This window comes from Frankia sp. ACN1ag (assembly GCF_001414035.1).
Lineage (GTDB): Bacteria > Actinomycetota > Actinomycetes > Frankiales > Frankiaceae > Frankia > Frankia torreyi.
In genome coordinates, this window is the sequence record NZ_LJPA01000010.1 from 125094 (window position 1) to 146467 (window position 21374).

At 73.9% G+C, this 21374-nt stretch carries 17 protein-coding genes and 4 pseudogenes; 15 read left to right on the plus strand and 6 right to left on the minus strand.

Annotation, left to right across the window (positions count from 1 at the left end):
* The first annotated feature begins 106 nt into the window (after nucleotides 1–106).
* The 7 genes and pseudogenes from UK82_RS11215 to UK82_RS41460 all read left to right on the plus strand — a co-directional run.
* Complete coding sequence (locus UK82_RS11215; RefSeq protein WP_236705804.1) at nucleotides 107–301, plus strand: acyl carrier protein; 195 nt, start codon at nucleotides 107–109, stop codon at nucleotides 299–301.
* Complete coding sequence (locus UK82_RS11220; protein WP_055407056.1) at nucleotides 298–1224, plus strand: cyclopropane-fatty-acyl-phospholipid synthase family protein; 927 nt, start codon at nucleotides 298–300, stop codon at nucleotides 1222–1224. The genes UK82_RS11215 and UK82_RS11220 overlap by 4 nt, the downstream gene beginning before the upstream one ends.
* Nucleotides 1225–1304: 80 nt before the next feature.
* Complete coding sequence (locus tag UK82_RS11225) at nucleotides 1305–2651, plus strand: cytochrome P450 (RefSeq protein WP_044885823.1); 1347 nt, start codon at nucleotides 1305–1307, stop codon at nucleotides 2649–2651.
* Entirely contained in the window at nucleotides 2648–4555 is a 1908-nt protein-coding gene (locus UK82_RS11230) for a fatty acyl-AMP ligase (protein WP_083507137.1), read from the plus strand. The genes UK82_RS11225 and UK82_RS11230 overlap by 4 nt, the downstream gene beginning before the upstream one ends.
* 9 nt (nucleotides 4556–4564) lie before the next feature.
* Nucleotides 4565–5149 carry a PaaI family thioesterase gene (locus UK82_RS11235; RefSeq protein ID WP_055407057.1) on the plus strand — a complete coding sequence of 195 codons (585 nt, stop codon included), beginning with the start codon at nucleotides 4565–4567 and terminating at the stop codon, nucleotides 5147–5149.
* 52 nt (nucleotides 5150–5201) lie between these two features.
* Nucleotides 5202–5411, plus strand: a 210-nt coding sequence (locus UK82_RS37310) for a nuclear transport factor 2 family protein (RefSeq protein ID WP_236705791.1), incomplete at its 3' end; no start/stop codon positions are given.
* A gap of 1 nt (nucleotide 5412) precedes the next feature.
* A pseudogene (locus UK82_RS41460) lies at nucleotides 5413–5498 on the plus strand (hypothetical protein); the annotation flags it as partial.
* Between the two features lie 72 nt (nucleotides 5499–5570).
* Here UK82_RS41460 and UK82_RS11245 read toward each other — a convergent pair.
* The 3 genes from UK82_RS11245 to UK82_RS11255 all read right to left on the minus strand — a co-directional run bounded on the left by UK82_RS11245 (nucleotide 5571) and on the right by UK82_RS11255 (nucleotide 9125).
* Nucleotides 5571–7421 carry an FAD-dependent monooxygenase gene (locus UK82_RS11245; RefSeq protein ID WP_055407058.1) on the minus strand — a complete coding sequence of 617 codons (1851 nt, stop codon included), beginning with the start codon at nucleotides 7419–7421 and terminating at the stop codon, nucleotides 5571–5573.
* Nucleotides 7422–7488: 67 nt separating this feature from the next.
* Nucleotides 7489–8367, minus strand: coding sequence for a PaaI family thioesterase (locus UK82_RS11250; protein ID WP_055407059.1), 879 nt, complete (start codon nucleotides 8365–8367; stop codon nucleotides 7489–7491).
* Nucleotides 8364–9125, minus strand: coding sequence for an SDR family oxidoreductase (locus UK82_RS11255; RefSeq protein ID WP_044885765.1), 762 nt, complete (start codon nucleotides 9123–9125; stop codon nucleotides 8364–8366). The genes UK82_RS11250 and UK82_RS11255 overlap by 4 nt, the downstream gene beginning before the upstream one ends.
* 205 nt (nucleotides 9126–9330) lie before the next feature.
* Here UK82_RS11255 and UK82_RS11260 point away from each other — a divergent pair, with 205 nt between their 5' ends.
* A complete protein-coding gene (locus tag UK82_RS11260) occupies nucleotides 9331–10122 on the plus strand; it encodes a FadR/GntR family transcriptional regulator (RefSeq protein WP_044885766.1) in 792 nt (263 codons plus the stop codon).
* Nucleotides 10123–10208: 86 nt separating this feature from the next.
* Here the strand turns inward: UK82_RS11260 and UK82_RS11265 are convergent, their stop codons facing one another.
* Nucleotides 10209–11402, minus strand: a complete 1194-nt coding sequence (locus UK82_RS11265) for an acyl-CoA dehydrogenase family protein (RefSeq protein ID WP_044885767.1) — start codon at nucleotides 11400–11402, stop codon at nucleotides 10209–10211.
* A gap of 160 nt (nucleotides 11403–11562) precedes the next feature.
* Between UK82_RS11265 and UK82_RS37315 the strand changes: the two genes are divergently transcribed.
* Nucleotides 11563–12385, plus strand: an 823-nt coding sequence (locus UK82_RS37315) for an acyl-CoA dehydrogenase family protein (protein WP_396230520.1), incomplete at its 3' end; no start/stop codon positions are given.
* Nucleotide 12386: 1 nt separating this feature from the next.
* Nucleotides 12387–12789: pseudogene (locus UK82_RS37320) on the plus strand (acyl-CoA dehydrogenase family protein); the annotation flags it as partial.
* On the opposite strand, the gene UK82_RS11275 reads toward UK82_RS37320, so the two are convergent.
* Nucleotides 12766–13533 (minus strand): FCD domain-containing protein, encoded by a 768-nt coding sequence (locus UK82_RS11275; RefSeq protein WP_055407087.1) that lies wholly within the window; start codon nucleotides 13531–13533, stop codon nucleotides 12766–12768. The pseudogene UK82_RS37320 and the gene UK82_RS11275 overlap by 24 nt on opposite strands.
* 508 nt (nucleotides 13534–14041) lie before the next feature.
* Between UK82_RS11275 and UK82_RS11280 the strand changes: the two genes are divergently transcribed.
* The 5 genes and pseudogenes from UK82_RS11280 to UK82_RS11295 all read left to right on the plus strand — a co-directional run.
* Nucleotides 14042–15268 (plus strand): ABC transporter substrate-binding protein, encoded by a 1227-nt coding sequence (locus tag UK82_RS11280; protein WP_044885770.1) that lies wholly within the window; start codon nucleotides 14042–14044, stop codon nucleotides 15266–15268.
* A gap of 93 nt (nucleotides 15269–15361) precedes the next feature.
* Nucleotides 15362–16459 (plus strand): CaiB/BaiF CoA-transferase family protein, encoded by a 1098-nt coding sequence (locus tag UK82_RS11285; RefSeq protein WP_055407061.1) that lies wholly within the window; start codon nucleotides 15362–15364, stop codon nucleotides 16457–16459.
* Nucleotides 16460–16579: 120 nt separating this feature from the next.
* The gene (locus tag UK82_RS11290; RefSeq protein ID WP_044885772.1) at nucleotides 16580–16771 is read left to right on the plus strand and encodes a hypothetical protein; all 192 of its coding nucleotides are present in this window, start codon (nucleotides 16580–16582) and stop codon (nucleotides 16769–16771) included.
* Between the two features lie 140 nt (nucleotides 16772–16911).
* Nucleotides 16912–17293 (plus strand): annotated as a pseudogene (locus tag UK82_RS37325) (phosphoenolpyruvate carboxykinase); the annotation flags it as partial.
* Nucleotide 17294: 1 nt separating this feature from the next.
* Nucleotides 17295–18750 (plus strand): annotated as a pseudogene (locus tag UK82_RS11295) (phosphoenolpyruvate carboxykinase (GTP)); the annotation flags it as partial.
* 60 nt (nucleotides 18751–18810) lie between these two features.
* Here the strand turns inward: UK82_RS11295 and UK82_RS11300 are convergent.
* The gene (locus UK82_RS11300) at nucleotides 18811–21246 is read right to left on the minus strand and encodes a phosphoketolase (RefSeq protein WP_044885773.1); all 2436 of its coding nucleotides are present in this window, start codon (nucleotides 21244–21246) and stop codon (nucleotides 18811–18813) included.
* Nucleotides 21247–21374: the final 128 nt, after the last annotated feature.

The window sequence follows — 21374 nt, forward strand, 5'->3', positions numbered from 1 at the left end:
TGACGCCGCCACTCCGGATGACGCCGCCGCTCCGGATGACGCTGCCGCTCGGGCGAGCATCGCGCAGTGGTGCCGGGNCCATGTCGCGGACATCCTGGAGCAGCCGGTGTCCGAGATCGACCTCGACGCGGATTTCGACCGGCTCGGCGTCGATTCGGCCGTCGCGGTCTCGCTGCTGATCGCGGTCGAGGACCACTACGGCGTCGACGTCGCCCCCGAGGCGCTGTTCGAGAACCCGACGCTCAACGCGCTCGCGGCCTACCTGTACGACCAGGGCGCGCCGGACCTGGCCCAGCGGTGACGGCGCCCGTCGACGCCGACCGGACGGCGGGGGCGGCGGCGGCCGTCCGCTATCACTACGACGTCGGCGACGAGTTCTACCGCCTCTGGCTGGACAGCTCGCTGACCTACTCCTGTGCGATGTGGGAACCGGTCCCCGGGGAGACTCTCGGCGTCGGCGGGGACGCCCTGGCGGCCGCCCAGGAACGCAAGCTGCGCTTCCACCTCGACGCGGTGGGGGCCGACCGGGCCCGGGCGGTGCTCGACGTCGGCTGTGGCTGGGGGTCGGTGCTGGCCCGGCTGGCGGTGCGCCACGGGGTGCCGCGGTCGGTCGGCCTCACGCTCAGCGAACGCCAGGCGGCCCACATCCGCGCGCAGGCCCATCCCGGCGTCGAGGTACGCCTCGAGAACTGGCTGGACTACACCCCGGAAGGCCGCTTCGACGGCATCATCTCGATCGGCGCGTTCGAGCACTTCGCCACGCCGGCGGATCCGCCGGCCGAGAAGATCCGCCTCTACCGCGAGTTCTTCACCCGCTGCCACCGCTGGCTGACACCGGACGGCGTGCTGTCCCTGCAGACGATCGCCTACGCGAACATGCGCCGCGAACAGGCCAACGGGTTCATCCAACGGGAGATCTTCCCCGACGCCGACCTGCCCACCCTCGCCGAGATCACCGCCGCCGCCGAGGGGATCTTCGAGGTCCGGGCGCTGCACAACGGCCGGTTCGACTACGCCCGCACCTGCGAGGAGTGGGCCCGCCGGCTGCGGGCCCGCCGCGACGAGGCGGTGGCGCTCGTCGGGCCGGAGGTCGTCGCCCGCTACGAGCGTTACCTGCGGCTGTCCGCGGTCGGCTTCCGGATGCGCAGGATCTGCCTGCTGCGCCTGGTGCTCGTCCCCTACCGCGCCACCGGCGTCGACGGCCCCGGCGGTCCGGCCCGATGACGCACCGCTCGGCCTCGTCGGCTGGGATGGCCTCGTCGGCTGGGATGGCCTCGTCGGCCGGGATGTCCTCGTCGGCCGGGATGGCCTCGTCGGCTGGGACGGCGGTGTCGGCTGGGACGGCGGTGTCGGCGGCGCCGCGGTTCAACCCGTTCAGCGCCGCGTTCCGCGCCGACCCCTACCCGGTCTACCGGGAGCTGCGCCGGACGTCGCCGGTCCTGCGGACGATGGGCATGTGGGTGCTGACCCGCCACGCCGACGTGCGCGCCGTGCTGCACGACCGCACCTTCAGCGCCGGCCTGATCCCGCGGCTGGTCAGCCGCGCCGCCGGCGGCGACACCCCCGACTCCGGTTCTGCCGACAGCACGGACAGGTCCGACAGCACGGACAGGTCCGGCAACGCGGCGCGGATGGTCCGGCTGGCGCACACGTCGCTCGTCTTCACCGACAACCCCCAGCATGCCCGGCTGCGCGCCCTGGTCAACCGGGTGTTCACCGCCGCCGAGGTCTCCCGGCTGCGGCCCCGGATCGCCGCGATCGCCCGGGGGCTGGTCGACCGGTCGCTGTCCGCGGGCGGCGGCCTGGACGCGGTCACCGACCTCGCCGCGCCGCTGCCCGTCGCCGTCCTGAGCGACTGGATGGCGCTGCCGGGCGACGTGCGGGCCGAGGTCGGCCGGTGGACGCACGACATCCGGTTCCTGCTTGAGCCCGGCCTGATGGCGCCCGCCGAGGTCGCCCGCGTCGGCGAGGTCGTCGCGACCTTCGCCGGCGCCCTGGCCGGCGTCATCGCCGCCCGCCGCGCTCAGCCTGGCGACGACCTGGTCAGCCGGCTTCTCGCCGCGCGCACCGGTGGCGGGGACCGGCTCAGTGATGAGGAACTCGGCTTCCTGTGCATCATGTGCTTCGTCGCGGGCGTCGAGACGACGACGGCGCTCATCGGCAACGGGCTGCTCGCGTTGCTGCACCATCCCGACACCGCGGCGCTGCTGCACCGGCGGCCGGAGCTGGTCGGCGCCGCCGTCGAGGAGGCGCTGCGCTACGACAGCCCACTGCAACTGACCAAACGTCTCGCCACCCGCGACGTCGACCTCGGCGGTACCCCGATCCGCGCCGGTGAGCAGGTGCTGCTCTGCCTCGGCGCGGCCAACCGGGACCCGGCGGTGTTCGACCGGCCGGACAGCTTCGACATCACCCGGCCGGAGCGGGCCCATCTCGCCTTCGGCCACGGGATGCACGGCTGCCTCGGCGGTCTGCTCGCCAGGGCGCAGGCCGAGGTCGTCCTCGGCTGCCTCACCGGCCGCGCCGAACGCCTCGCGCCCGCGGTGGACCTGCGCGATGACCCCGGTGGGCGGGGCCTTTCCCGACAGGAGCACAGCCTCATCGTCCGCGGCCTGACCAGCCTGCCCGTCGTGCTGGCGGGGGCCTGGTGACGGGCGGGCCCGCGGCGGGGACGCGAACCGGGCACGACGTGGCCGGCGCGGCGCCGCCGGACGCGGTGTCGCCGGACGTGCTGCTGCCGGGCGTGCTGCGCCGACGCGCCGTCGGCGATCCGCACGCGCGGGCGTTCGTCCTGCTCGACGAGCATGGCGACGAGCAGGCGACGTTGACCTACCGGGAGCTGTACACCCGGGCGCTGGCCACCGCCGACCGGCTGGGCCGCCGCTGCGGGCCGGGGGAGCGGGCCCTGCTGGTCTTCCCGCAGGGCCTGGAGTTCATCGTCGCCTACTTCGGCTGCCTGTACGCCCACGTCATCGCGGTGCCGGTCAACCCGCCCCGGCGCGGCGCGGTCCAGAACGCCACCCGCGCGATCGTGCGGGACTGTGCGCCGACTGCCGTCCTGTCGACCGGCTCTATGATCGACATGGTCCGGGCGCCGCTGGAGGCGGTCGGCGGGCCGCTGGCCTGGATCGCGGTGGACGAGATCGACCCCGAGCCGTCCCCGGAGTCGGCCGGCGCCACCCCGCCGGCAGTCGCTGCGCCGGCCGACGGGTTGGCGGCCGACGGGATGGCGGTGTGGTCCGGCGAACCGGACGCGGTCGCGTTCCTCCAGTACACCTCCGGGTCCACGGCCGACCCCAAGGGAGTGATGGTCACCCATCGCAACCTGGCCGCGAACCAGGAGATGATCCGGCACGCCTTCGGCCATGACCGGCACTCGACGTTCGTCGGCTGGGCGCCGCTGTTCCACGACCAGGGCCTCATCGGCAACGTGCTGCAACCGCTGTACCTTGGCGCGACCGGTGTCCTGCTGGACCCGGGGGCGTTCATCCGCCGCCCGCTGCTGTGGCTCGCGACGATCTCCCGCTATCGCGCCCACACCAGCGGCGGCCCGAACTTCGCCTTCGACGTCTGTGCGGCCGCGGCGGCCCGCGGCGGCGTGTCCGACCTGGACCTGAGCTGCTGGCGGGTCGCGTTCAACGGCGCCGAACCAATCCGCGCCGACACGCTGCGCCGCTTCGCCGACGCCTTCGCCCCGGCCGGCTTCGACCCGCGGGCGCTCTACCCCTGCTATGGCCTGGCCGAGGCGACGTTGCTGGTCACCGGAAGCCGCAAGGGCCGCGGCCCCCGCACCCTCGACGCCGACATCGACGGCCTCGGCGAGGGCCGCTACGCCCCAGCCCCGCCTGACCGCGACCGTACCCTCGTCGGCTCCGGCCTCGTCCCCTCGGCCGCCCAGGACACGGGCGCCGCCGCGCTCGGGCCGTGGGCCGCCGCCGAGGTGCGGATCGTCGATCCGGAGACCGGGCGCGGCGCTCCGCCCGACCGGATCGGGGAGATCTGGGTGGCCGGCGACCACGTGGCGGCCGGCTACTGGCAGCGCCCGCAGGCCACCGCCGCCACCTTCCAGGCCCGCTGCGCCGACGCGCCCGGCCGGTCCTATCTGCGCACCGGCGACCTCGGCCTGATCGTCGACGGGGAGCTGTACGTCGTGGGCCGACGCAAGGACATGCTCGTCCTCCGCGGCCGCAACCACTACCCGCAGGACCTCGAACAGACCGCGGTGGCGGCGCATCCCGCGCTGCGGCCCGGCGGGTGCGCCGCCTTCGCGGTACCCGGCGCCGGCGGGGAACGCCCCGTCATCATCCAGGAAGTGCGCGGCGAACCTGGTCCGGCCGCCGACCCCGCGGATGTCGCCGCGTCGATCCGCGCCGCAGTGGTGCGCGAACACGACCTCACGCTGGCGGATCTGGTGCTGGTCCGCCCCGGCGCGCTACCGAAGACCAGCAGTGGCAAGATCATGCGAGCCGCCGCCCGCCGGCGTTACCTGGCGGGCGACTTCGCACCGTGGGCGGCGTCGACGCTCGCCGCGCCGCCCTCGTCCCCGGCCGGCTGAGACGGCCCGATGGCGGTGCACCCGACCAACCCCGACTACGTCCGGTTCGTGACCGAGACGGTTCTCAGCATGCCCGCCGCGGCCCGGCTGGGCTTCCGGGTCGGGCGGGTGGCCCCCGGTGAGGCTGAGCTCCTCCAACCCTGGCGCCACGAGCTCACCCAGCACGACGGCCACCTCCAGGCCGGCGTCCTCGCGTCGCTGGCGGACCTCGCCGCCGGCTGCGCCGCGGGCACCCTGCTGCCGGTCGGCTGGGTCAACATGACCGTCGACATCACCCTGAAGATCCTCGCCCCGGCGAGCGGCGCAGCGTTCCTCGCCCGCGGCAGGGCGGTCAACGCGGGCCTGACGACGACCATTGCCGCCGCCGACGTCTGGTGCGTTCCGACCACAGACGGCGCAACGGACCTCCCCACGGCTCACGGCGGTGCGGGTCTCGGGATCGGCGCCGGCGCGGCGGCGAGCCGGTCCAGGGCCGACGATTCGTTCGGCCCCCGCGAACCCGCACAGACGATGTGCGCCACCGGGCTGATCACCCTGCGCAACATCCGCCGCCCTCCGTCCCGTTCGCCGCGCCCCCACCCAGCTGACGATTGAGTCTCCGCCTTTCCGTGATGCCTGGTCGGCGGGTAGGGATCGGGTGGCGGGGGTGCCCGCGCGCCTGGAGGGGCCGGAGGAGATCCGCGCCTACTTCGCCGCGGCGGCCAAGGCTCCGATCCGGTGGGAGAAGTTCGACGACATGGTGGTCCACGAGACCGCCGACCCGGAGGTCGTCATCGTCGAGTACAACGCCCGCGGAAAGATCACAACAACCGGTGCGGCATACCAGCAGTCCATCATCGCCGTGTTTCAAGTCCACNATGGAAAGATCGTCTTGTATCGCGACTACCTGAATCCGCTTGCCCTTGCCGAGGCGCGCATGGAGCTGTCCACCCCGGCTGAATAGTGGCGTGCTGGGGGCACGACCCCATCGCGGCGCGACGGGTTCCGCGTCGCCGGCCGGCTTCGCCTCGGGTGGTCATGAGGTCCTGCCCGCGGCCGTCGTCGAGGCCGGCGCGGCGGCCCCCGCGGGCGCCGGGGCGATGCCGTGCGCGCGCAGGTAGCGTTCCAGCCGGCCGACGTGGTCGGCGGTCGACCGGTAGGCGAGGTAGCCGTCGGGACGGACGAGGACGGCCTCGCCGATCGCGGCGCCGTAGCGTGCCCGCGCCCGGCCGGCCGGGTCGAGGACGGCGCCATCGCCGCCGGAATGCGCGCGGCCGGAATGCGCGTGGCCGGAATGCGCGCGGCCGGAAGGACCGTCGCCGGTGTTCCGGCCGGCGGGGGCGGTCGCGACGACCCGAGCGATGACGAGGTCGCCGAAGCGGGCACGGATCAGGGCGGCGTCGTCGTGCAGCCGTCGGGCCGCGTCGTCGTCGCCACCGGCGAACAGCAGCAGCGAGAACCAGGGGGTCCGGGTCGCCTGGCGCAGCGTCGGGCCGTCCGGGGCGGCGAGCGCGATGTCCGGGGCGAGCGCGATGTCCGGGGCGAGCGCAGCATCCGGGGCGAGCGCGACGTCGGGAGCGAGCGCGCCCGGGTCCGGCACCCCGCGGCGGCGACCGGTGCGGCTCGGTTCGCGTTCGGTGAGGGGGCCGTCGGGGTAGCCGAGCCCGAGCTGGCTGAGCGCGGCCGCCGCCCGGCGGCCCAGCGGCGGGCTCGCGGCGACGAGTCGCAGGGCGAGGCCACGCGCCTGCCGGGCGACCGGATGCTGCGCGGTGATCACGCGGGTCGCCCGGGCCGTGCCGGCCAGCAGCCGGTCGGCGACCGGCTCCCGCTCGGCGGCGTAGGTGTCGAGCAGCGCCGCGTCGGCCCGCCCGGTGGCGACCAGCGCGAGCCGCCAGGCCAGGGCATAGGCGTCCTGCAGGCCGGTGTTCATGCCCTGCCCACCGACGGGACTGTGCGAGTGCGCCGCGTCGCCGGCGAGCAGCACCCGCCCGCGCCGGAACGTCTCCGCCCGGCGCTGGTGGACGCGGAACGTGGTGGTCCAGATCGCCTCGGTCAGCCGCGGTGGATCAGGCAGCCGCTCGTCGAGCAGCCGTTGCAGCTCCGCCAGATCGAGATCGGCGCGGTCGTCGGAGTGGGAGCCGGCGGTATCGGGGAGATCGGCGATGAAGCGCCAGTGCCGGGGGCCGGGCATCGGGAAGGCGGCGACGACCCCGGCGGGGGAGAAGGTCACCTGGCCGTGCGCGCGCTCGCGCGCCCAGTCGGTCACGACGTCGCCGAGGGCGAAGGTCTCGGGCAGGTCGTAGCCATGTGTGGCGATGCCGGCGGTGTGCCGGACCTGGCTGTGCGCGCCGTCGCAGCCGACCAGCCAGTCGGCGAGGACGGTCCGCGTCGAGCCGTTCGCGTGCCGCAGCACCGCCACGACATGCTCGTCCTCCTGCCGGACCGCCACACACTCGGCGCCCGTCTCGATCCGCACCCCCAGCCGCGCGGCGTGCGAGCGCAACAGGTCCTCGATCTGCGGCTGCGGCAGCGACAGGGTGAACGGGAAGGGGCTCGGCACCCGATCGATGGGCAGCCGCACGACGGTCCCCGCGCGCCGGCCCGCCTCCCTGCTGCCGCCCGCGTCGTGTCGGCCGCTGACGTCGTGCACCTCGACCTGGCGCAGCGGACGGCCGCGGCGCACCGCCTCGGCGGCCAGGCCGAGGTCGTCGAGCAGCATCAGCGTGCGGCTGCTGACGGCGAGGGCGCGGCTGCCGGGGGGTCGGAGCGTCGCCCGTTCCACGATCCGGGTGCGCACCCCGCGCCGGGCCAGCTCGGCGGCGACCAGCAGACCGGTCGGGCCGGCGCCGACGACCAGGACGCCGGGCCGGTCCGCGGAACTCGGCATGCGTGCACCGTAGTGACGTCACGCGGAGTGGGCAACTGCTGACCGATGCGGTCGCGGCAGCGGCGTTTCAGTGCTCGCGGATCACCGTCGCCACCGTGTATGGACGGCCGGCCGGGCCGCCCGCGCTGACCTCGTACACCGCCAGGGAACGGCCGCGGTGGACCGCGCGGGTCGTGAAGGTGACGGGATGGTTGCCGTCGCCGGGGCGCAGGAAGCTGATCCGGATCGACGTGGTGTGGGGTGGCCCGTCCGGGTCCGCCAGCGCCACCGCCAGATCGGAGCCGCACAGCAGCACGCCGCCGTGCACCGTGTTGTGCGGGTTCTGCATCCCGGGACCGCTCGGTAGGACGAGCGCCGGCCAGCCCGCCTCGGGCCCCGCCGCCCCGGCCGCCGGTGACGCCCCGGCCGCCGGTGACGCCTGCTCGGGGATCGCTCCGGCCGACGCCGACGCCAGATCGAGGGTCTCGAACAGGGACCCGTGGTCCGCGGGTGGCAGGGGCGGGCGCATGCCGCCCGGCGGCAGGATGTCCGCCGGGACGTAGCGGCAGCGGCCGGTGGCCACGGCCACCACCCGGCCCTCACCGTCGTACACGGTGGCGGCCGCGAGCCCACCGACGGCGTCGCGGCCCAGCAGCGTGGCGTGCGCGGTCAGCTCCGGGCCGGCCCACGGCGGGGGGACGACGACCTCCAGCGAGAGCTGGGAGGTCACCGAATGCCGGTCGCCGAGGCGGGCCCGCAGGATCGCCGAGCCGATGGCGTCGTCGACCACGACGCCGAGCGAGCCGACCGTCGGGACGCCGCCCGGCCCGGCCAGCCACGGCCCGATCCGCATCCGTACCCGGGTGCCGTCGTCGCCGTGCACGGGGGGCAGCACCCGGAACCGGGTCTCGGCGTACTCCCTGGCCTCGACCTCGGGCGGCTCGGCCCGCCCCGTCGTCGTGGTCAAGCCTTCGGCCCGCCGGCGACGTAGATGATCTGACCGGAGACGAAGCCGGCGCCCTCACTGACGAAGAACGACACGGTGTGCGCGATGTCGTCGACCTCGCCGACCCGGCCGACCGGGATCACCCCGGAGGACGCGGCGACGTACTCCTCCCAGGTCTTGCCCATGCGGGCGGCGGTGGCCCGGGTCATGTCGCTGGCGATGAAGCCTGGCGCGATGCAGTTCGCGGTGACGCCGAACTTGCCGAGTTCGATCGCCGCCGTCTTCGTGAAGCCCTGCAGGCCGGCCTTGGCGGTGGAGTAGTTGAGCTGGCCGCGGTTGCCCAGCGCCGACGTGCTCGACAGGTTGACGATGCGGCCCCAGCCGGCGTCGACCATGTGCTTCTGGACCGCGCGGGTCATCAGGAACGCGCCGCGCAGGTGCACGCCGATCACCGAGTCCCAGTCGGCCTCGCTCATCTTGAACAGCAGGTTGTCCCGGGTGATGCCGGCGTTGTTGATCAGTACGGTCGGCGCGCCGAGCCCCTCGGTGACGGCCGCGACGGCCGCGGTGACCTGCTCGGGGTCGGCGACGTCCGCGCCGACCGCCAGGGCGCGACCGCCGGCCGCGGTGATCGCCTCGACGGTGCCCTTGGCGGCGGCCTCCTCCAGGTCGAGCACGGCGACCGCCAGGCCGTCGCGGGACAGCCGCTGGGCGATCGCGGCGCCGATGCCGCGGGCCGCTCCGGTGACGATCGCGACGCGGGTGGGGGTTTCGGACACGGGCGTACTCCTAGTGGTTGAGGCCGACGGCCGAGCTAGAGGGACATTTGCGCTGACCTTCCGGCCAGTCAAGCGAATGGTCACCCTGGGCGGCCGGCGTGCCGAGGCGATCTGCGGCGCGCGCCGGATGGAGTATGAAGGAAACCGTTGTAGGGCGGGCCGGTACAGCCGGCGACGCGAATGTCGTCGTGAGGAAGCTGCGGACATGTCTGTTGCCGAGCCCGTCGGGGCGGCCCACGAGGAGCGCCCGGGGGCGGACCGACGGGTGCGCCTGCCGAAGTCGGCCGAGCTCGTCGCCGGTCACCTGCGCCGGCAGATCGTCCGCGGCGAGCTCGCCGCCGGCGAGGCGCTGCCGTCCGAAAGCGCGCTCATGGCCCAGTTCCACGTCTCGCGCCCGACGCTGCGCGAGGCCTTCCGGGTGCTGGAGAGCGAATCGCTGATCATGGTGCGGATGGGGCCCGGCGGCGGGGTGCGGGTGCGCCCGCCGAACGTCGACGTCGCCGCCCGCTACGCCGGCCTGATCCTGCAGCACCAGGGCACCGCGCTCGCCGACGTGCTGGCGGTCCGCGAGGTCGCCGAGCCGCAGGCCGTCGCCCACCTCGCCCGCGCCGGCGGGCCGAAGGAGATCGCCCGGCTGCGGGCGGCCCTGGCCGAGCCGGTCGACCCCGCCGCGTCGCCGCTGGAGACGCTGCGCCACTTCGAGCGGTTCCATCCGCTGCTGATCGAGCTGACCGGCAACCAGACGCTGCGGGTCCTCATGGGCATGATCGAGCACATCGTCGAGCTCGCGGACCGCTCGCGGGTGCAGTCGGACGCCGGCTCGCCCGACCTGGACACGGCGATCGCGCGCAGCCGGGCCGCGCACGCCCGGGTCGTGGACCTCATCGAGGCCCGCGACGCCGAACGCGCCGAGCGGCTGTGGCGCCGCCACCTCGTCGCCGGCCGGGACTACCTGGAGCGCGGCGACGGCACGACCGTCCTGGACATGTTCGGCTGACCAGCCCGCCCCGCGCCGGCCGCCCGTCACCTGCCGGCCGCTCGTCACCCGGTGGCTGCCCGCAGTGCTCCGCCCGCCGGCCGGGCTCACCTCTCGGTGGACCCGGCGAGGACGTCGGGCGACGCGGCCCCGGCCGGCTCCGCGGGGGCCGGGGCGTCGGGGGCCTGCGCGGTGATGCCGGCGAGCGCGGCGATGCGGTCGAGCTGGTGCTGCGGGTCGCGCAGCAGCAGCCGGTCGGTCGTCGCCCGCTTGAGGTACAGGTGGGCGGAGTGCTCCCAGGTGAAGCCGATGCCGCCGTGCACCTGGACGTTCTCACCGGCGGCGAGCAGGGCCGCCTCCGAGCAGGTCAGGCCGGCGATGCTGGCCACCTCGGGCAGCTCGGCGGGGGACTCGTCGGCCGTCCACGCCGCGTACATCACCGCCGACGTGGCCGCCTCCACCTCCAGCAGCACGGTCGCCAGCTTGTGCTTGATCGCCTGGAAGGAGCCGATCGGCCGGCCGAACTGCTCGCGCTGCTTGGCGTAGTCCACCGCCGACGCCAGGGCCGCCTCGGCGACGCCGAGCTGCTCGGCGGCGAGCAGGGTGACCGCCGCGTCCAGGGTGCGGGCCAGGCCCGGCGCGCCGGCGCCGTCGGCGCCGAGCAGGACACCGGGCGTGCCGGTGAGGGTGACCCGGGTCACCCGCCGGGTCGGGTCGACGACGGGCAGCGCCTCGACCGCCAGACCCGCCGCGCCGGCGTCGACGAGGAACAGCGACGTCCCGGCGGCGGTGGTGGCGGTGACGACGAACAGCCCGGCGCTCTGCCCGTCGAGCACCCAGTCCTTGACGCCGGTCAGCGCCCAGCCGTCCCCGGCGCGCTCGGCCGTGGTCGTGGGGGTGGCGTCCCAGGCCCGGCCGGGTTCGCGGGCGGCGAGGGTGCCGGTGGTCGTGCCGGCGGCCAGGCCCGGCAGGTGGGCGGCGGCGGCATCGGCGTCGCCGGCGTGTAGCAGCGCCTGGGTGGCGAAGCTGGTCGACAGCAGCGGCGCGCACAGCAGGCTGCGGCCGGCCTCGCTCAGCGCGATGCCGAGCTCCACCAGGCCGAACCCGGCCCCGCCGTACTCCTCCGGCACGGCGAGAGCCGGCAGCTCCAGCTCGTCGCACAGCCGCTGCCAGGTCACCGGGTCCCACCCGGTCGGCGTGGCCATGTCGCGCCGCACCGCATCGGCGTCGGCGACCTCGGCGAAGTAGCGCCGGATGCCGCGGCGCAGCTCGTCGTGTTCGGGACTGTACCGGAACTGCACGGAACCTCCAGCGGGTGACCGGGCCCGGCGACCGGAGTGTGTCGGCGAGTCGGCGGACGTCGACGGGACCCTGTGCTTGAGACAGGACACTGTGCTCGAGACACAAGGATAGGGATATTGTTTATCTGATTCTAGCCGTCGCGGGTGTGGGGAGGTCCGGGTGGACACGCGGTATCCGGCGGAGGTGGAGCAGTTCCGTGCCGAGGTGCGGGCGGTGCTGGCGGAGGAGCTGCCCCCGGGCTGGCCGGGGACGGGCGCCCTGGGCGACGCGGCGGCGGTGCGCGAGTTCGTGACCGGATGGCGCCGGACGCTGCACCGCCGCGGGCTGCTGGGGGTGGCCTGGCCGGTGGAGCACGGCGGCCGGGGGCTGACCACCCTGCACCAGGTGGTGCTGGTGGAGGAGCTGACCCGGGCCGGGGTGCCGTTCGGGGTGCAGCCGCAGGACTCGACCGGGTTCAAGATGCTGGGCAACACCCTGCTGCGCTACGGCACCGAGGCACAGAAGGCGGCGATCCTGCCCGGCCTGCTGTCCGGCGAGCAGATCTGGTGCCAGGGGTTCTCCGAGCCGAACGCCGGCTCCGACCTCGCCGCGGCGGGGACGCGGGCGCGCCTGGTCGACGGCGAGTGGCACATCGACGGGCAGAAGATCTGGACGTCGGGTGCGCACCGTAGCACGGGGATCTTCGTGCTGGCCCGCACGGAGCCCGAGGCGGCCAAGCACCGGGGGCTGTCGTTCCTGCTGGTGCCGTTGGACCAGCCGGGGGTGGAGGTCCGCCCGATCCGGCACATGACCGGCGGGGAGGACTTCTGTGAGGTGTTCTTCACCGACGCCCGCTGCCCCGCGGACGCCATCGTCGGCAAGCCCGGCGACGGGTGGAAGGTCGCCTCGACCCTGCTGACCTACGAGCGCGGCGAGGAGGCGGCGACCAACCCGATCCTGTTCGCCGCGGAGCTCGACCGGCTGGTGGAGCTGGCGCGCCGGCNCGGGGTCGCGGACGATCCCGTGGTGCGCCGGCGGCTGGCGTACTTCCGGGCCCGGGTGGAGGTCATGCGCTTCCTCGGCTACCGGATCCTCAGCGACGTGCTGGCCGGCGGCGAGCTGGGGGCGGCGTCGTCGGTGTCGAAGCTCTACTGGAGCGAGTACCACCGCGAGGTCACCCAGCTCGCGCTGGACATCGAGGGGCTCGACGGCCTGGTGCTCGTCGGCAAGGGGCCGTCGCGGCCGCTGCGGACCGACGACCCGGGCGCCGACCCGGAGTCGACGGCGAGCTGGTGGGAGGTCTCGCTCAACGCCCGGGCGGGCACGGTGTACGCGGGCACCTCGGAGGTGCAGCGCAACATCCTCGCCGAGCGCGTCCTCGGCCTACCCCGCGAGCCAGCCGCCTGAGTCCGTCGGCGCCCCGGGCTCGCCGGGGCGCCCGAGCAGGTCCAGCGTGGCCTCGTCGCGCCCGCCCTGGCCGAGGTAGCGGGCGCCCGCGGCCAGGTGGCGCCGCCAGAGGTCCTGCGCGCCGGCGGCGTCCCCGGCCTCGACGAGGTCCACGAGCATGGCGTGCACCCGCACGGTGCCGCGCTCGGCCCGCTCCAGCTCCGGGGTGCCGAGGTCGGCCTCGACGCGCGTCCAGGTGGTCCGGTTGATGATCTCGCCGAGCAGGGTGATCAGCAGGGCGAGCGTCTCGTTGCCGGCGAGGTGGACCACGAGGGTGTGGAACTCGTTGTGCAGCCGCACCCCCTGCACCCGCTCGGTGGCCGCGTCGTGCTCGGCCAGCAGGGCGCGCAGCGCCCGCAGGTCGGCCTTGGTGCGCCGGCGGGCCAGCGCGGCGGCGGTCGGCGGTTCGAGCAGCAGCCGGGCGTCCCAGACGTCGGCGATCGTGGTGGCGCGGTGCTCCAGGACGAGCCCCGCGTAGCGGGCCGCGACCGCCGGGTTCGGCGACTGGACGCGGGCCCCGCCGCCCGCGCCCCGGCGGACCGTGATGAGCGACTCCGCCTCCAGGATGCGCAGCGCCTCCCGCAGGGTGGGGCGCGAGACCCCGTACTGCCCCATGAGCACGGCCTCGGGTGGCAGCGCCTGACCCTCGGCGAGGGTGTTGCGGATGATGGCCTGCCGCAGGTCCGAGGCGACCAGCTCGGCCATCTTCGGCACGCGCATCCGCCGGCCGATGGCGTCGCGTGGCCGTTGCGGACCGCCTGCAGCCACGCTGTCTCCTTCGGTCGGGCGGGGGAGGGATCGGGCGGAGCGAGGACCGATGTCGAGCATTCTAAGATGTAAATAATTTAGCGCTCAAGGGCGTCGGGTCGGGGGCGATCACGTCGGATCGCGGGGGCCGCGACGGGACGGGCCCGCCGGCAGGCGACGTGTCTTGACGAGGCTCGACGCGTCCCGCCGAGGCTCGACGCGCCTCGGCGCGGCGGTGCGATCACCTGAACGACAGGTGTGGCGTATGCGGACAACTTTGGGTAGCGTCCCCATCGGCTGGTCAGCGTGCCCCGCCGCGGCGGGAGCCGGGCGGATGGTCGGGCCGGCAGCTACGACGAACCGCGAGTACGGGGGTGCGCGCGTCCGGCGATTTCCGGAGTGATCCTTCGCGTCCGCGGGTTCGTGTTCCGCACGCCGTTCGCGTTCGCTCGGGAGTCCCGCCGGTATGCCTCGCACACGTTCGTCTCTGGTCCTGGCCGTCGCGCTGCTCGCGCTGACCGTCCTCACGGGCGGCTGCTCGTCGGGCACGCAACCCGCGGCCGCCAGCTGCGACACCCCCGGGATCACCGCCGACCAGGTCCGCCTCGGCCTGCTCTACCCGGACTCGGGCCCCACCGCGTCGTCGCTGGCGGCCGTGCGGGCCGGGATCGACGCCCGCCTGGGGCTGGCGAACGAGGCCGGCGGCATCCACGGTAGGAAGATCGTCTACGACTGGCGGGACGACCAGGGCACGACGGAGGCGAACACGATCGGCGCCCGCGACCTGATCGAGGGCAAGGGGGACTTCGGCATCCTCGAGTACTCCCTGGCCGCCGACGGCAGCGCCGGCTACCTCGCCGAACGGGACGTGCCGGTGGCGGGCCTGGCCGCCAGCGACAGCTGGTCGACCAGGCGGAACATGTTCTCCTTCTCCTACACCACCGGTGCGGCCAGCGACACCTACGGCACCTTCGTGAAGTCCCGCGGCGGCACCCGGGCGGCCCTGCTCACCACCGCCCTGTCCACCGGGGTCAGCGACGCCGGCGCCCGCCTGTCCGCGAGCCTGCGCGCGGTCGGCATCCCCGTCGTCGACCAGATCGGCTACACCGCGAACGCCGACAGCCCGGCCGCGATCGCCCGGCGGCTCGCCGCCACCGGAGCCGACACGCTGCTCACCGTCGTCGGCACCCCCGACCTGCCGGCGGTGCTGCGCGAGCTGCCCGCCACCGGGTGGAACCCGAAGGTGATCCTCTCGGTCAGCGGCTACGACAGCCAGCTCCTCGCCGAGGCGGGCGGCGCCATGACCGGCGTCATCGTGCCGGTGTTCTACCGGCCCTTCGAGGCCGGCGGGGCGCCCATCGCCGGCTACCTCGATGCGATGACGCGCTACGCCCCCCAGATCGCCAACCCCCGCCAGGACCTCGCGATGATCGCCTACATCGACACCGACCTGTTCCTGCGCGGGTTGCAGCAGGCCGGCGCCTGCCCGACCCGGCGGGGCTTCATCGACGCCCTGCGCTCGGTGCGCAGCTACGACGCCGGGGGCCTGATCTCGCCCCTCGACCTGAGCACCAACCTGGGCCGGCCCACCACCTGCCTCGCGTTCGTCCAGGCCAACGCCGCCGGCTCCTTCGACGTCCTCGACGAGCGGCTGTGCGGGCGGGAGCTGCCCGCGTCCGGCGGCGCCGGCTGAGCGATCGCCGCGCCGGCCCCGGCCACATCTGCCGCCCACGTGCGCTAAACACAGGGGAGAGCTGCTTTCTTGGCGCCAAGAACCGGAGGTCGGATGGATCGGGGTGCGGGACCGCTGGCCGGACTGCGCGTGCTGGAACTCGCCGGCCTCGGCCAGGTGGCGATGGCCGCGATGGCGCTCGCCGATCTCGGTGCGGACGTGGTCCGCCTGGACCGTCCGGGCGGCGGCCCCTACCCCGCCACGGCGGGCGACCCGGTGCTGCGCGGGCGCCGGCATGTCACGGTCGACCTGCGCTCGCCGCAGGGCCGGGACACGGCCCTGGACCTCGCCGCGGCGGCCGACGTGGTGCTGGAGGCGATGCGCCCCGGCGTCGCCGAGCGGCTCGGGATCGGCCCGCAGGACTGCCTCGCCCGCAACCCCCGGCTGGTCTACGGGCGCATCACCGGCTGGGGCCAGCAGGGGCCGCTGGCCCAGCAGGCCGGCCACGACATCAACTACATCGCGCTGACCGGTGTCCTGGGTGCGCTGGGGCGCGCCGGGGAACGGCCGCTGCCGCCGCTGAACCTGCTCGGCTTCGCCGGCGGCGCGATGCAGGGCGTCGTCGGGGTCCTCGCGGCGCTCCACGAGGTGGAGCGCTCCGGCCGGGGCCAGGTCGTCGACGCCGCCATCGTCGACGGGGTCAGCCTGCTCGCCCAGATGGTCTGGTCGTTTCGCGGCCAGGGACGGTGGAACGATGCCCGCGAGAGCAACCTGTTCGACGGGCACGCCCCCTTCTTCGACACCTACACCTGCGCCGACGGCCGGTTCGTCGCTGTCGCGGCGATGGAACCGGCCTTCTACGCGAACCTGCTGCGCGGCCTCGACCTGGCCGACGCCGACCTCCCGCCGCAGGACGACGAGCAGGGCTGGCCGGTGCTGCGCGCCCGCTTCACCGAGGCCTTCGCGCGCCGCGCCCGCGACGAGTGGGTGGCCGCCTTCGCCGACCTCGACGCCTGCCTGACGCCGGTGCTGACCTTCGACGAGGTGGCGGCGCACCCGCAGATCGCCGCCCGCGGTACGGTCGTCGAGGTGGACGGGATCACCCAGGCCGCGCCGACTCCGCGCTTCTCCGCCACCCCGGCGCCGCCCCCGCGCCCGCACACCGGCCCCGAACCCGTCGAGGGGATCCTCGCTGCCTGGCGCGACCGCTGACGTCGCGCTGCGGTCGGCCGTCGCGCTGCGGTCGGCCCGACCCGCCGGCGGGCACCCGCGAGACATCTCGAGCGGCCCGGCGGGGCTATGTTGGGGATCTTCTAGCTGGAGGTGAGGGCGATGGGCAGTCCGACGCCGCGGATCCCCCGTCACGTCCCCGTCGATGCCGCCGCCCGGCACGGCACGCTGCGTATCGCCGACTATCAGCTCGGCGATCACCTCGTGTGGGCGGCCACCGACGATCTCGGTGTCGTCGCCCTGGCCGGGACGCGCGAGGAGCTCCAGCGGGCCCTGGCCGAGTTCCCGGAGTAGCGGCAGGCGGCACTGCTCGCCGGGCCGAAGGTCCCCGCGGGCTCTTCTCGAGGTCCCTGTGTCCGTGCTGCCCGCAGCGATGTACTGCTCCGGACGCGATCGAGTTCTGGACTTGATCAGGATGGCTGGGAGTGCCCGTGATGAGTGTTGTGGATGGCCGGCCGGCGCATCATGAGGGGCTGGCATCGTGGGTGCGGGACGTGGCCGCGCTCACCGAACCCGACGAGATCGTCTGGTGCGACGGTTCCGAGGAGGAATGGGAGCGGCTCACCGGCCAGCTTGTCGCGGCGGGCACCTTCGTCCGGCTGAATCCGGCCCTGCGCCCGAACAGCTTCCTGGCCCGCTCACACCCCTCGGACGTCGCCCGGGTCGAGGACCGCACGTTCATCTGTTCGGTGTCGCCCGGGGATGCGGGGCCCACGAACAACTGGGCGGATCCGGACGAGATGAGGTCCACGTTGCGGGGCCTGTTCACGGGAGCGATGCGGGGACGGACGATGTATGTCGTCCCGTTCTCGATGGNCCCGCTCGGTTCGCCGATCTCCCAGCTCGGGGTCCAGATCACCGACTCACCCTACGTCGTCGTGTCCATGCGGATCATGACGAGGATGGGGAAGGCGGCGCTGGACCTGCTCGGGGCGGACGGCATGTTCGTGCGGGCCCTGCACAGCGTCGGTGCCCCCCTGGCGCCCGGTCAGACGGACGTTGCCTGGCCCTGCAACCCCACGAAGTACATCACGCACTTCCCGGAGACCCGGGAGATCATCTCCTATGGTTCGGGCTACGGCGGGAACGCGTTGCTGGGCAAGAAGTGCTTCGCGTTGCGGATCGCCTCGGTGATGGGTCGTGACGAGGGCTGGCTCGCCGAACACATGCTGATCCTGAGGCTGACGAATCCGGCCGGGCAGGTGCGTCACGTCGCGGCGGCCTTCCCGTCGGCGTGCGGGAAGACCAACCTGGCCATGCTGGTCCCCACGATCCCCGGCTGGCGGGTCGAGACGGTCGGCGACGACATCGCGTGGATGCGGTTCGACCGGTCGGGGGAACTGCGTGCGATCAACCCGGAGAACGGCTTCTTCGGGGTGGCTCCGGGAACCGGACCGTCGACGAATCCGAACGCTGTCGCGGCCCTGCACGCCAACTGCATCTTCACGAACGTGGCCCTGACCGACGACGGCGACGTCTGGTGGGAGGGTCTCACCGACGCCCCGCCCGAGCACGCCGTCGACTGGCGGGGTGACGACTGGACGCCGGCGTCCGGGACGCTGTCGTCGCACCCGAACGCGCGGTTCACCGCGCCGGCATCGCAGTGCCCGTCGATCGCCGACGGGTGGGAGGACCCGGCCGGGGTGCCCGTCGACGCCATTCTGTTCGGCGGGCGCCGCGCCGGCGTCGTCCCCCTGGTCGTCGAGGCCCGGGACTGGGCGCATGGGGTCTTCCTCGGCGCCACGGTGTCCTCGGAGACGACCGCCGCCGCGGTCGGGACGGTCGGCCGGCTGCGCCGCGACCCGTTCGCCATGCTGCCGTTCTGCGGCTACGACATGGCCGACTACTGGGCCCACTGGCTCGCCATGGGCCGGGTCCCGCACGCGCGACTGCCGAAGATCTTCTACGTGAACTGGTTCCGGCGCGCCGCCGACGGCCGCTGGCTGTGGCCCGGGTTCGGGGAGAACAGCCGGGTGCTTGCCTGGGTGTTCGAACGAGCGGCGGGGACGGCGGAGGCGGTGGACTCCCCGATCGGGCTCCTGCCCGCCCCCGGTGCGCTCGATCTGACCGGCCTCGACCTGCCCGCGCGAGACGTCGCCGAGCTGTTCGCCGTCGACGTCGAGGAGTGGCGGGCCGAGGCGGACTCCATCGAGGAGCACTTCGCCGGCTTCGACCGCCTGCCCGCGGCGATGAGCGAGCAGCTCGACGGGCTGCGCCGGCGCCTCCAGCGGTCCGCCGTCCACGCCGCCCCGGCCGCCAGGACGCCCGAGTAGGTCCCGCCTGCCCGGGCGATCCTCGGCGTGGCACGCCGGTCGAACCTGGACCGTCGCCCTCTAGACGGACGGTTCGGGGGCCGGCTGGGAGTCGTCCCAGGTCCAGTTACGGATCTCGGGCAGGTCCTCCAGATGGTCGCGAATGTAGTCGTGGTGGCGGCTGAGCTGAGTTTCGCAATGGGTGACGAGCCGGTCGGTGCCGGGATGGGTGGTGCGGGCGAACTCGATGGCGAGGCGAGCGAGGTGGTAACGACTGACCTCGTTGCGGACGAGCATGTCGAACGGGGTGGTCGTCGTGCCCTGCTCGATGAAGCCGCGGACGTGGAAGCGCTGGGGGTTGCGCCGGCCGTGCAGGAGCTGGTGAACGCCCCGGCTGTAGCCGTGGAACCCGACGACGACGTCGGTCTCGTCGGTGAACAGGGCCCGGAACATCGGGTTGGAGAAGCCGTGCGGATGCAGGTCGCTGCGCAGCAGGGCCATCAGGTCGATCACGTTGACGACCCGGATGGAGAGGCTGGGCACGAACTGGCGTAGCAGCTGGGCGGCGGCGAGGATCTCCATGGTGGGCACGTCGCCGATGCCGACGAGAACGATGTCGGGATCGCGGCCGAGCTGGGATTCGGTGCCGGCCCAGTCCCAGACGGAGCCACCGCGGGCGGCGTGCTCGTCGGCCTCGGCGGCGGTGAGGTACTGCAGATGCGGCTGCTTGTCGGCGACGAGCAGGTTGACGTGGTCGCGGCTGCGCAGGCAGTGGTCGGCGACGGACAGCAGGCTGTTGGCGTCCGGCGGCAGCCAGATCCGGATGACTCCGGGGGACAGCGGCACGACGGTGTCGATGAGGCCGGGTCCCTGGTGGGAGAAGCCGTTGTGGTCGTTGCGCCAGCAGGTGCTGGTCAGCAGCACGTTGAGGCTGGGGACGGGCTCCCGCCAGCCGAGCTTGGCCCCTTCCTGCAGCCATTTCGTGTGCTGGACGAGCATCGAGGCGGACACCATGGCGAACGCCTCGTAGGTGGCGAACAGGCCGTGGCGGCCGGTGAGGGTGTAGGCCTCCAGCCAGCCCTGGCACAGATGCTCGGAGAGCACCTCCATGACCCGGCCCGAGGGGGAGACCCGGTCGTCGTGCGGGTCGATGGGGGCGACCATGCAGCGGTCGGTCACCTCCAGGATGGCGCCGAGCCGGTTGCTGGTGAGCTCGTCGGGGCTGAACACCCGGAAGGTGGTCGGGTTGTCGCGGTAGACGTCGCGCAGCAGCTCGCCGAGCGGCCGGGTCGTCTCGTAGGAGACGCGACCGCGGTGGCGCGGGTCGATGTCCAGGGTGTAAGCGCGCCGGTCGGGCAGGCGCAGCGGTTCGGTGCGCCGGCCGCCGTTGGCGTAGCTCGTGGCCCCCAGCCGTTTGTCCCCGACCGGGGCGAGCGCGGCCAGCTCGGCGGCGAGCCGGCCGTCGGCGTCGAACAGTCGCTCGGGTTGGTAGGACCGCAGCCACGCGTCGAGCTGGGCCAGGTGCTCCGGGTTGTCGCGGACCCCGGCAAGGGGCACCTGGTGGGCGCGGAAGGTGCCCTCCACCTGCACGCCGTCGACCTCATGCGGGCCGGTCCAGCCCTTCGGGGTGCGCAGCACGATCACCGGCCAGGTCGGGGTGTCGGTGACCGTGCCGCCGGGGCGGCGGGCGGCGTGCTGGATGCGCCGGATCGCCTGGTGGGCCGTGGCGAGGGCGGCGGCGAAGTCCCGGTGGACCTGGCGGACGTCGGAGCCTTCGACCCACAGGACCTCGTAACCGTGGCCGGCGAGGTAGGCGGTCACCTGGTCGCGGCTGCGGCGGCCGAGAACGGTGGGGTTCGCGATCTTGTACTGGTTGAGGTTCAGGATGGGCAGGACCGCGCCGTCCCGGGCCGGGTTGAGGAAGGTGATGCCCTTCCAACTGCCCTCCAGCGGGCCGGTCTCGGCCTCCCCGTCGCCGACGACGGCGGCGACCAGCAGATCGGGGTGGTCGAACGCGGCCCCGAAGGCGTGCACCAGGGCGTAGCCGAGCTCGCCGCCCTCGTGGATCGACCCCGGCGTCGGCACGCTGACGTGGCTGGGGATCCCGCCCGGGGTGGAGAACTGCTCGACCAGCCTGGTCAGCCCCGCCGTGTCCGCGGACACCCGCGGGTAGATCTCGGAGTAGGTGCCTTCCAGGTAGGTGTTCGCGACCAGCGCCGGGCCGCCGTGCCCCGGGCCCGCCACGTACAGCACGTCCTGGCCGGTCAGGCTGACCAGCCGGTTGAGATGCGCGTACACCAGGTTCAGCGCCGGCGATGTCCCCCAGTGGCCGAGCAGCCGCGGCTTGATGTGTTCGCGGCGCAGCGGCTCCCGCAGCAGGGGGTTGGCCCGCAGGTAGATCTGGGCGGCCGTCAGGTAGTTGGCGGCGTTCCAGTAGGCGATCAGTCGGTCCAGCGACGGTTCGTCCAGCTCCGGAGTCGGACGGTCGAGTCCGTCGACGTCCACCGTGGCAGTCATGGTGCCAAGACTCCCACCCGTCCCGCCCACCACATACAGGTGTCCGATTCCGGGAAGGTCCCCGAACCGGGAAGGTCTGCCGTCGGGGGTCCGAAGGGCCCGAGGCCAGGTGCCTTCCGGCATTCGTC

Bases quoted from the DNA above. Each gene is read 5' to 3' on its own strand.
- UK82_RS11260 (WP_044885766.1), top strand. From the start codon at position 9,331: ATGTCTGTTGCCGAGCCCGTCGGGGCGGCCCACGAGGAGCGCCCGGGG.
- UK82_RS11235 (WP_055407057.1), top strand. From the start codon at position 4,565: ATGGCGGTGCACCCGACCAACCCCGACTACGTCCGGTTCGTGACCGAG.
- UK82_RS11245 (WP_055407058.1), bottom strand. From the start codon at position 7,421: ATGCCGAGTTCCGCGGACCGGCCCGGCGTCCTGGTCGTCGGCGCCGGC.
- UK82_RS11285 (WP_055407061.1), top strand. From the start codon at position 15,362: ATGGATCGGGGTGCGGGACCGCTGGCCGGACTGCGCGTGCTGGAACTC.
- UK82_RS11300 (WP_044885773.1), bottom strand. From the start codon at position 21,246: ATGACTGCCACGGTGGACGTCGACGGACTCGACCGTCCGACTCCGGAG.
- UK82_RS11290 (WP_044885772.1), top strand. From the start codon at position 16,580: ATGGGCAGTCCGACGCCGCGGATCCCCCGTCACGTCCCCGTCGATGCC.
- UK82_RS11225 (WP_044885823.1), top strand. From the start codon at position 1,305: ATGGCCTCGTCGGCTGGGACGGCGGTGTCGGCTGGGACGGCGGTGTCG.
- UK82_RS11280 (WP_044885770.1), top strand. From the start codon at position 14,042: ATGCCTCGCACACGTTCGTCTCTGGTCCTGGCCGTCGCGCTGCTCGCG.
- UK82_RS11275 (WP_055407087.1), bottom strand. From the start codon at position 13,533: ATGGCCGAGCTGGTCGCCTCGGACCTGCGGCAGGCCATCATCCGCAAC.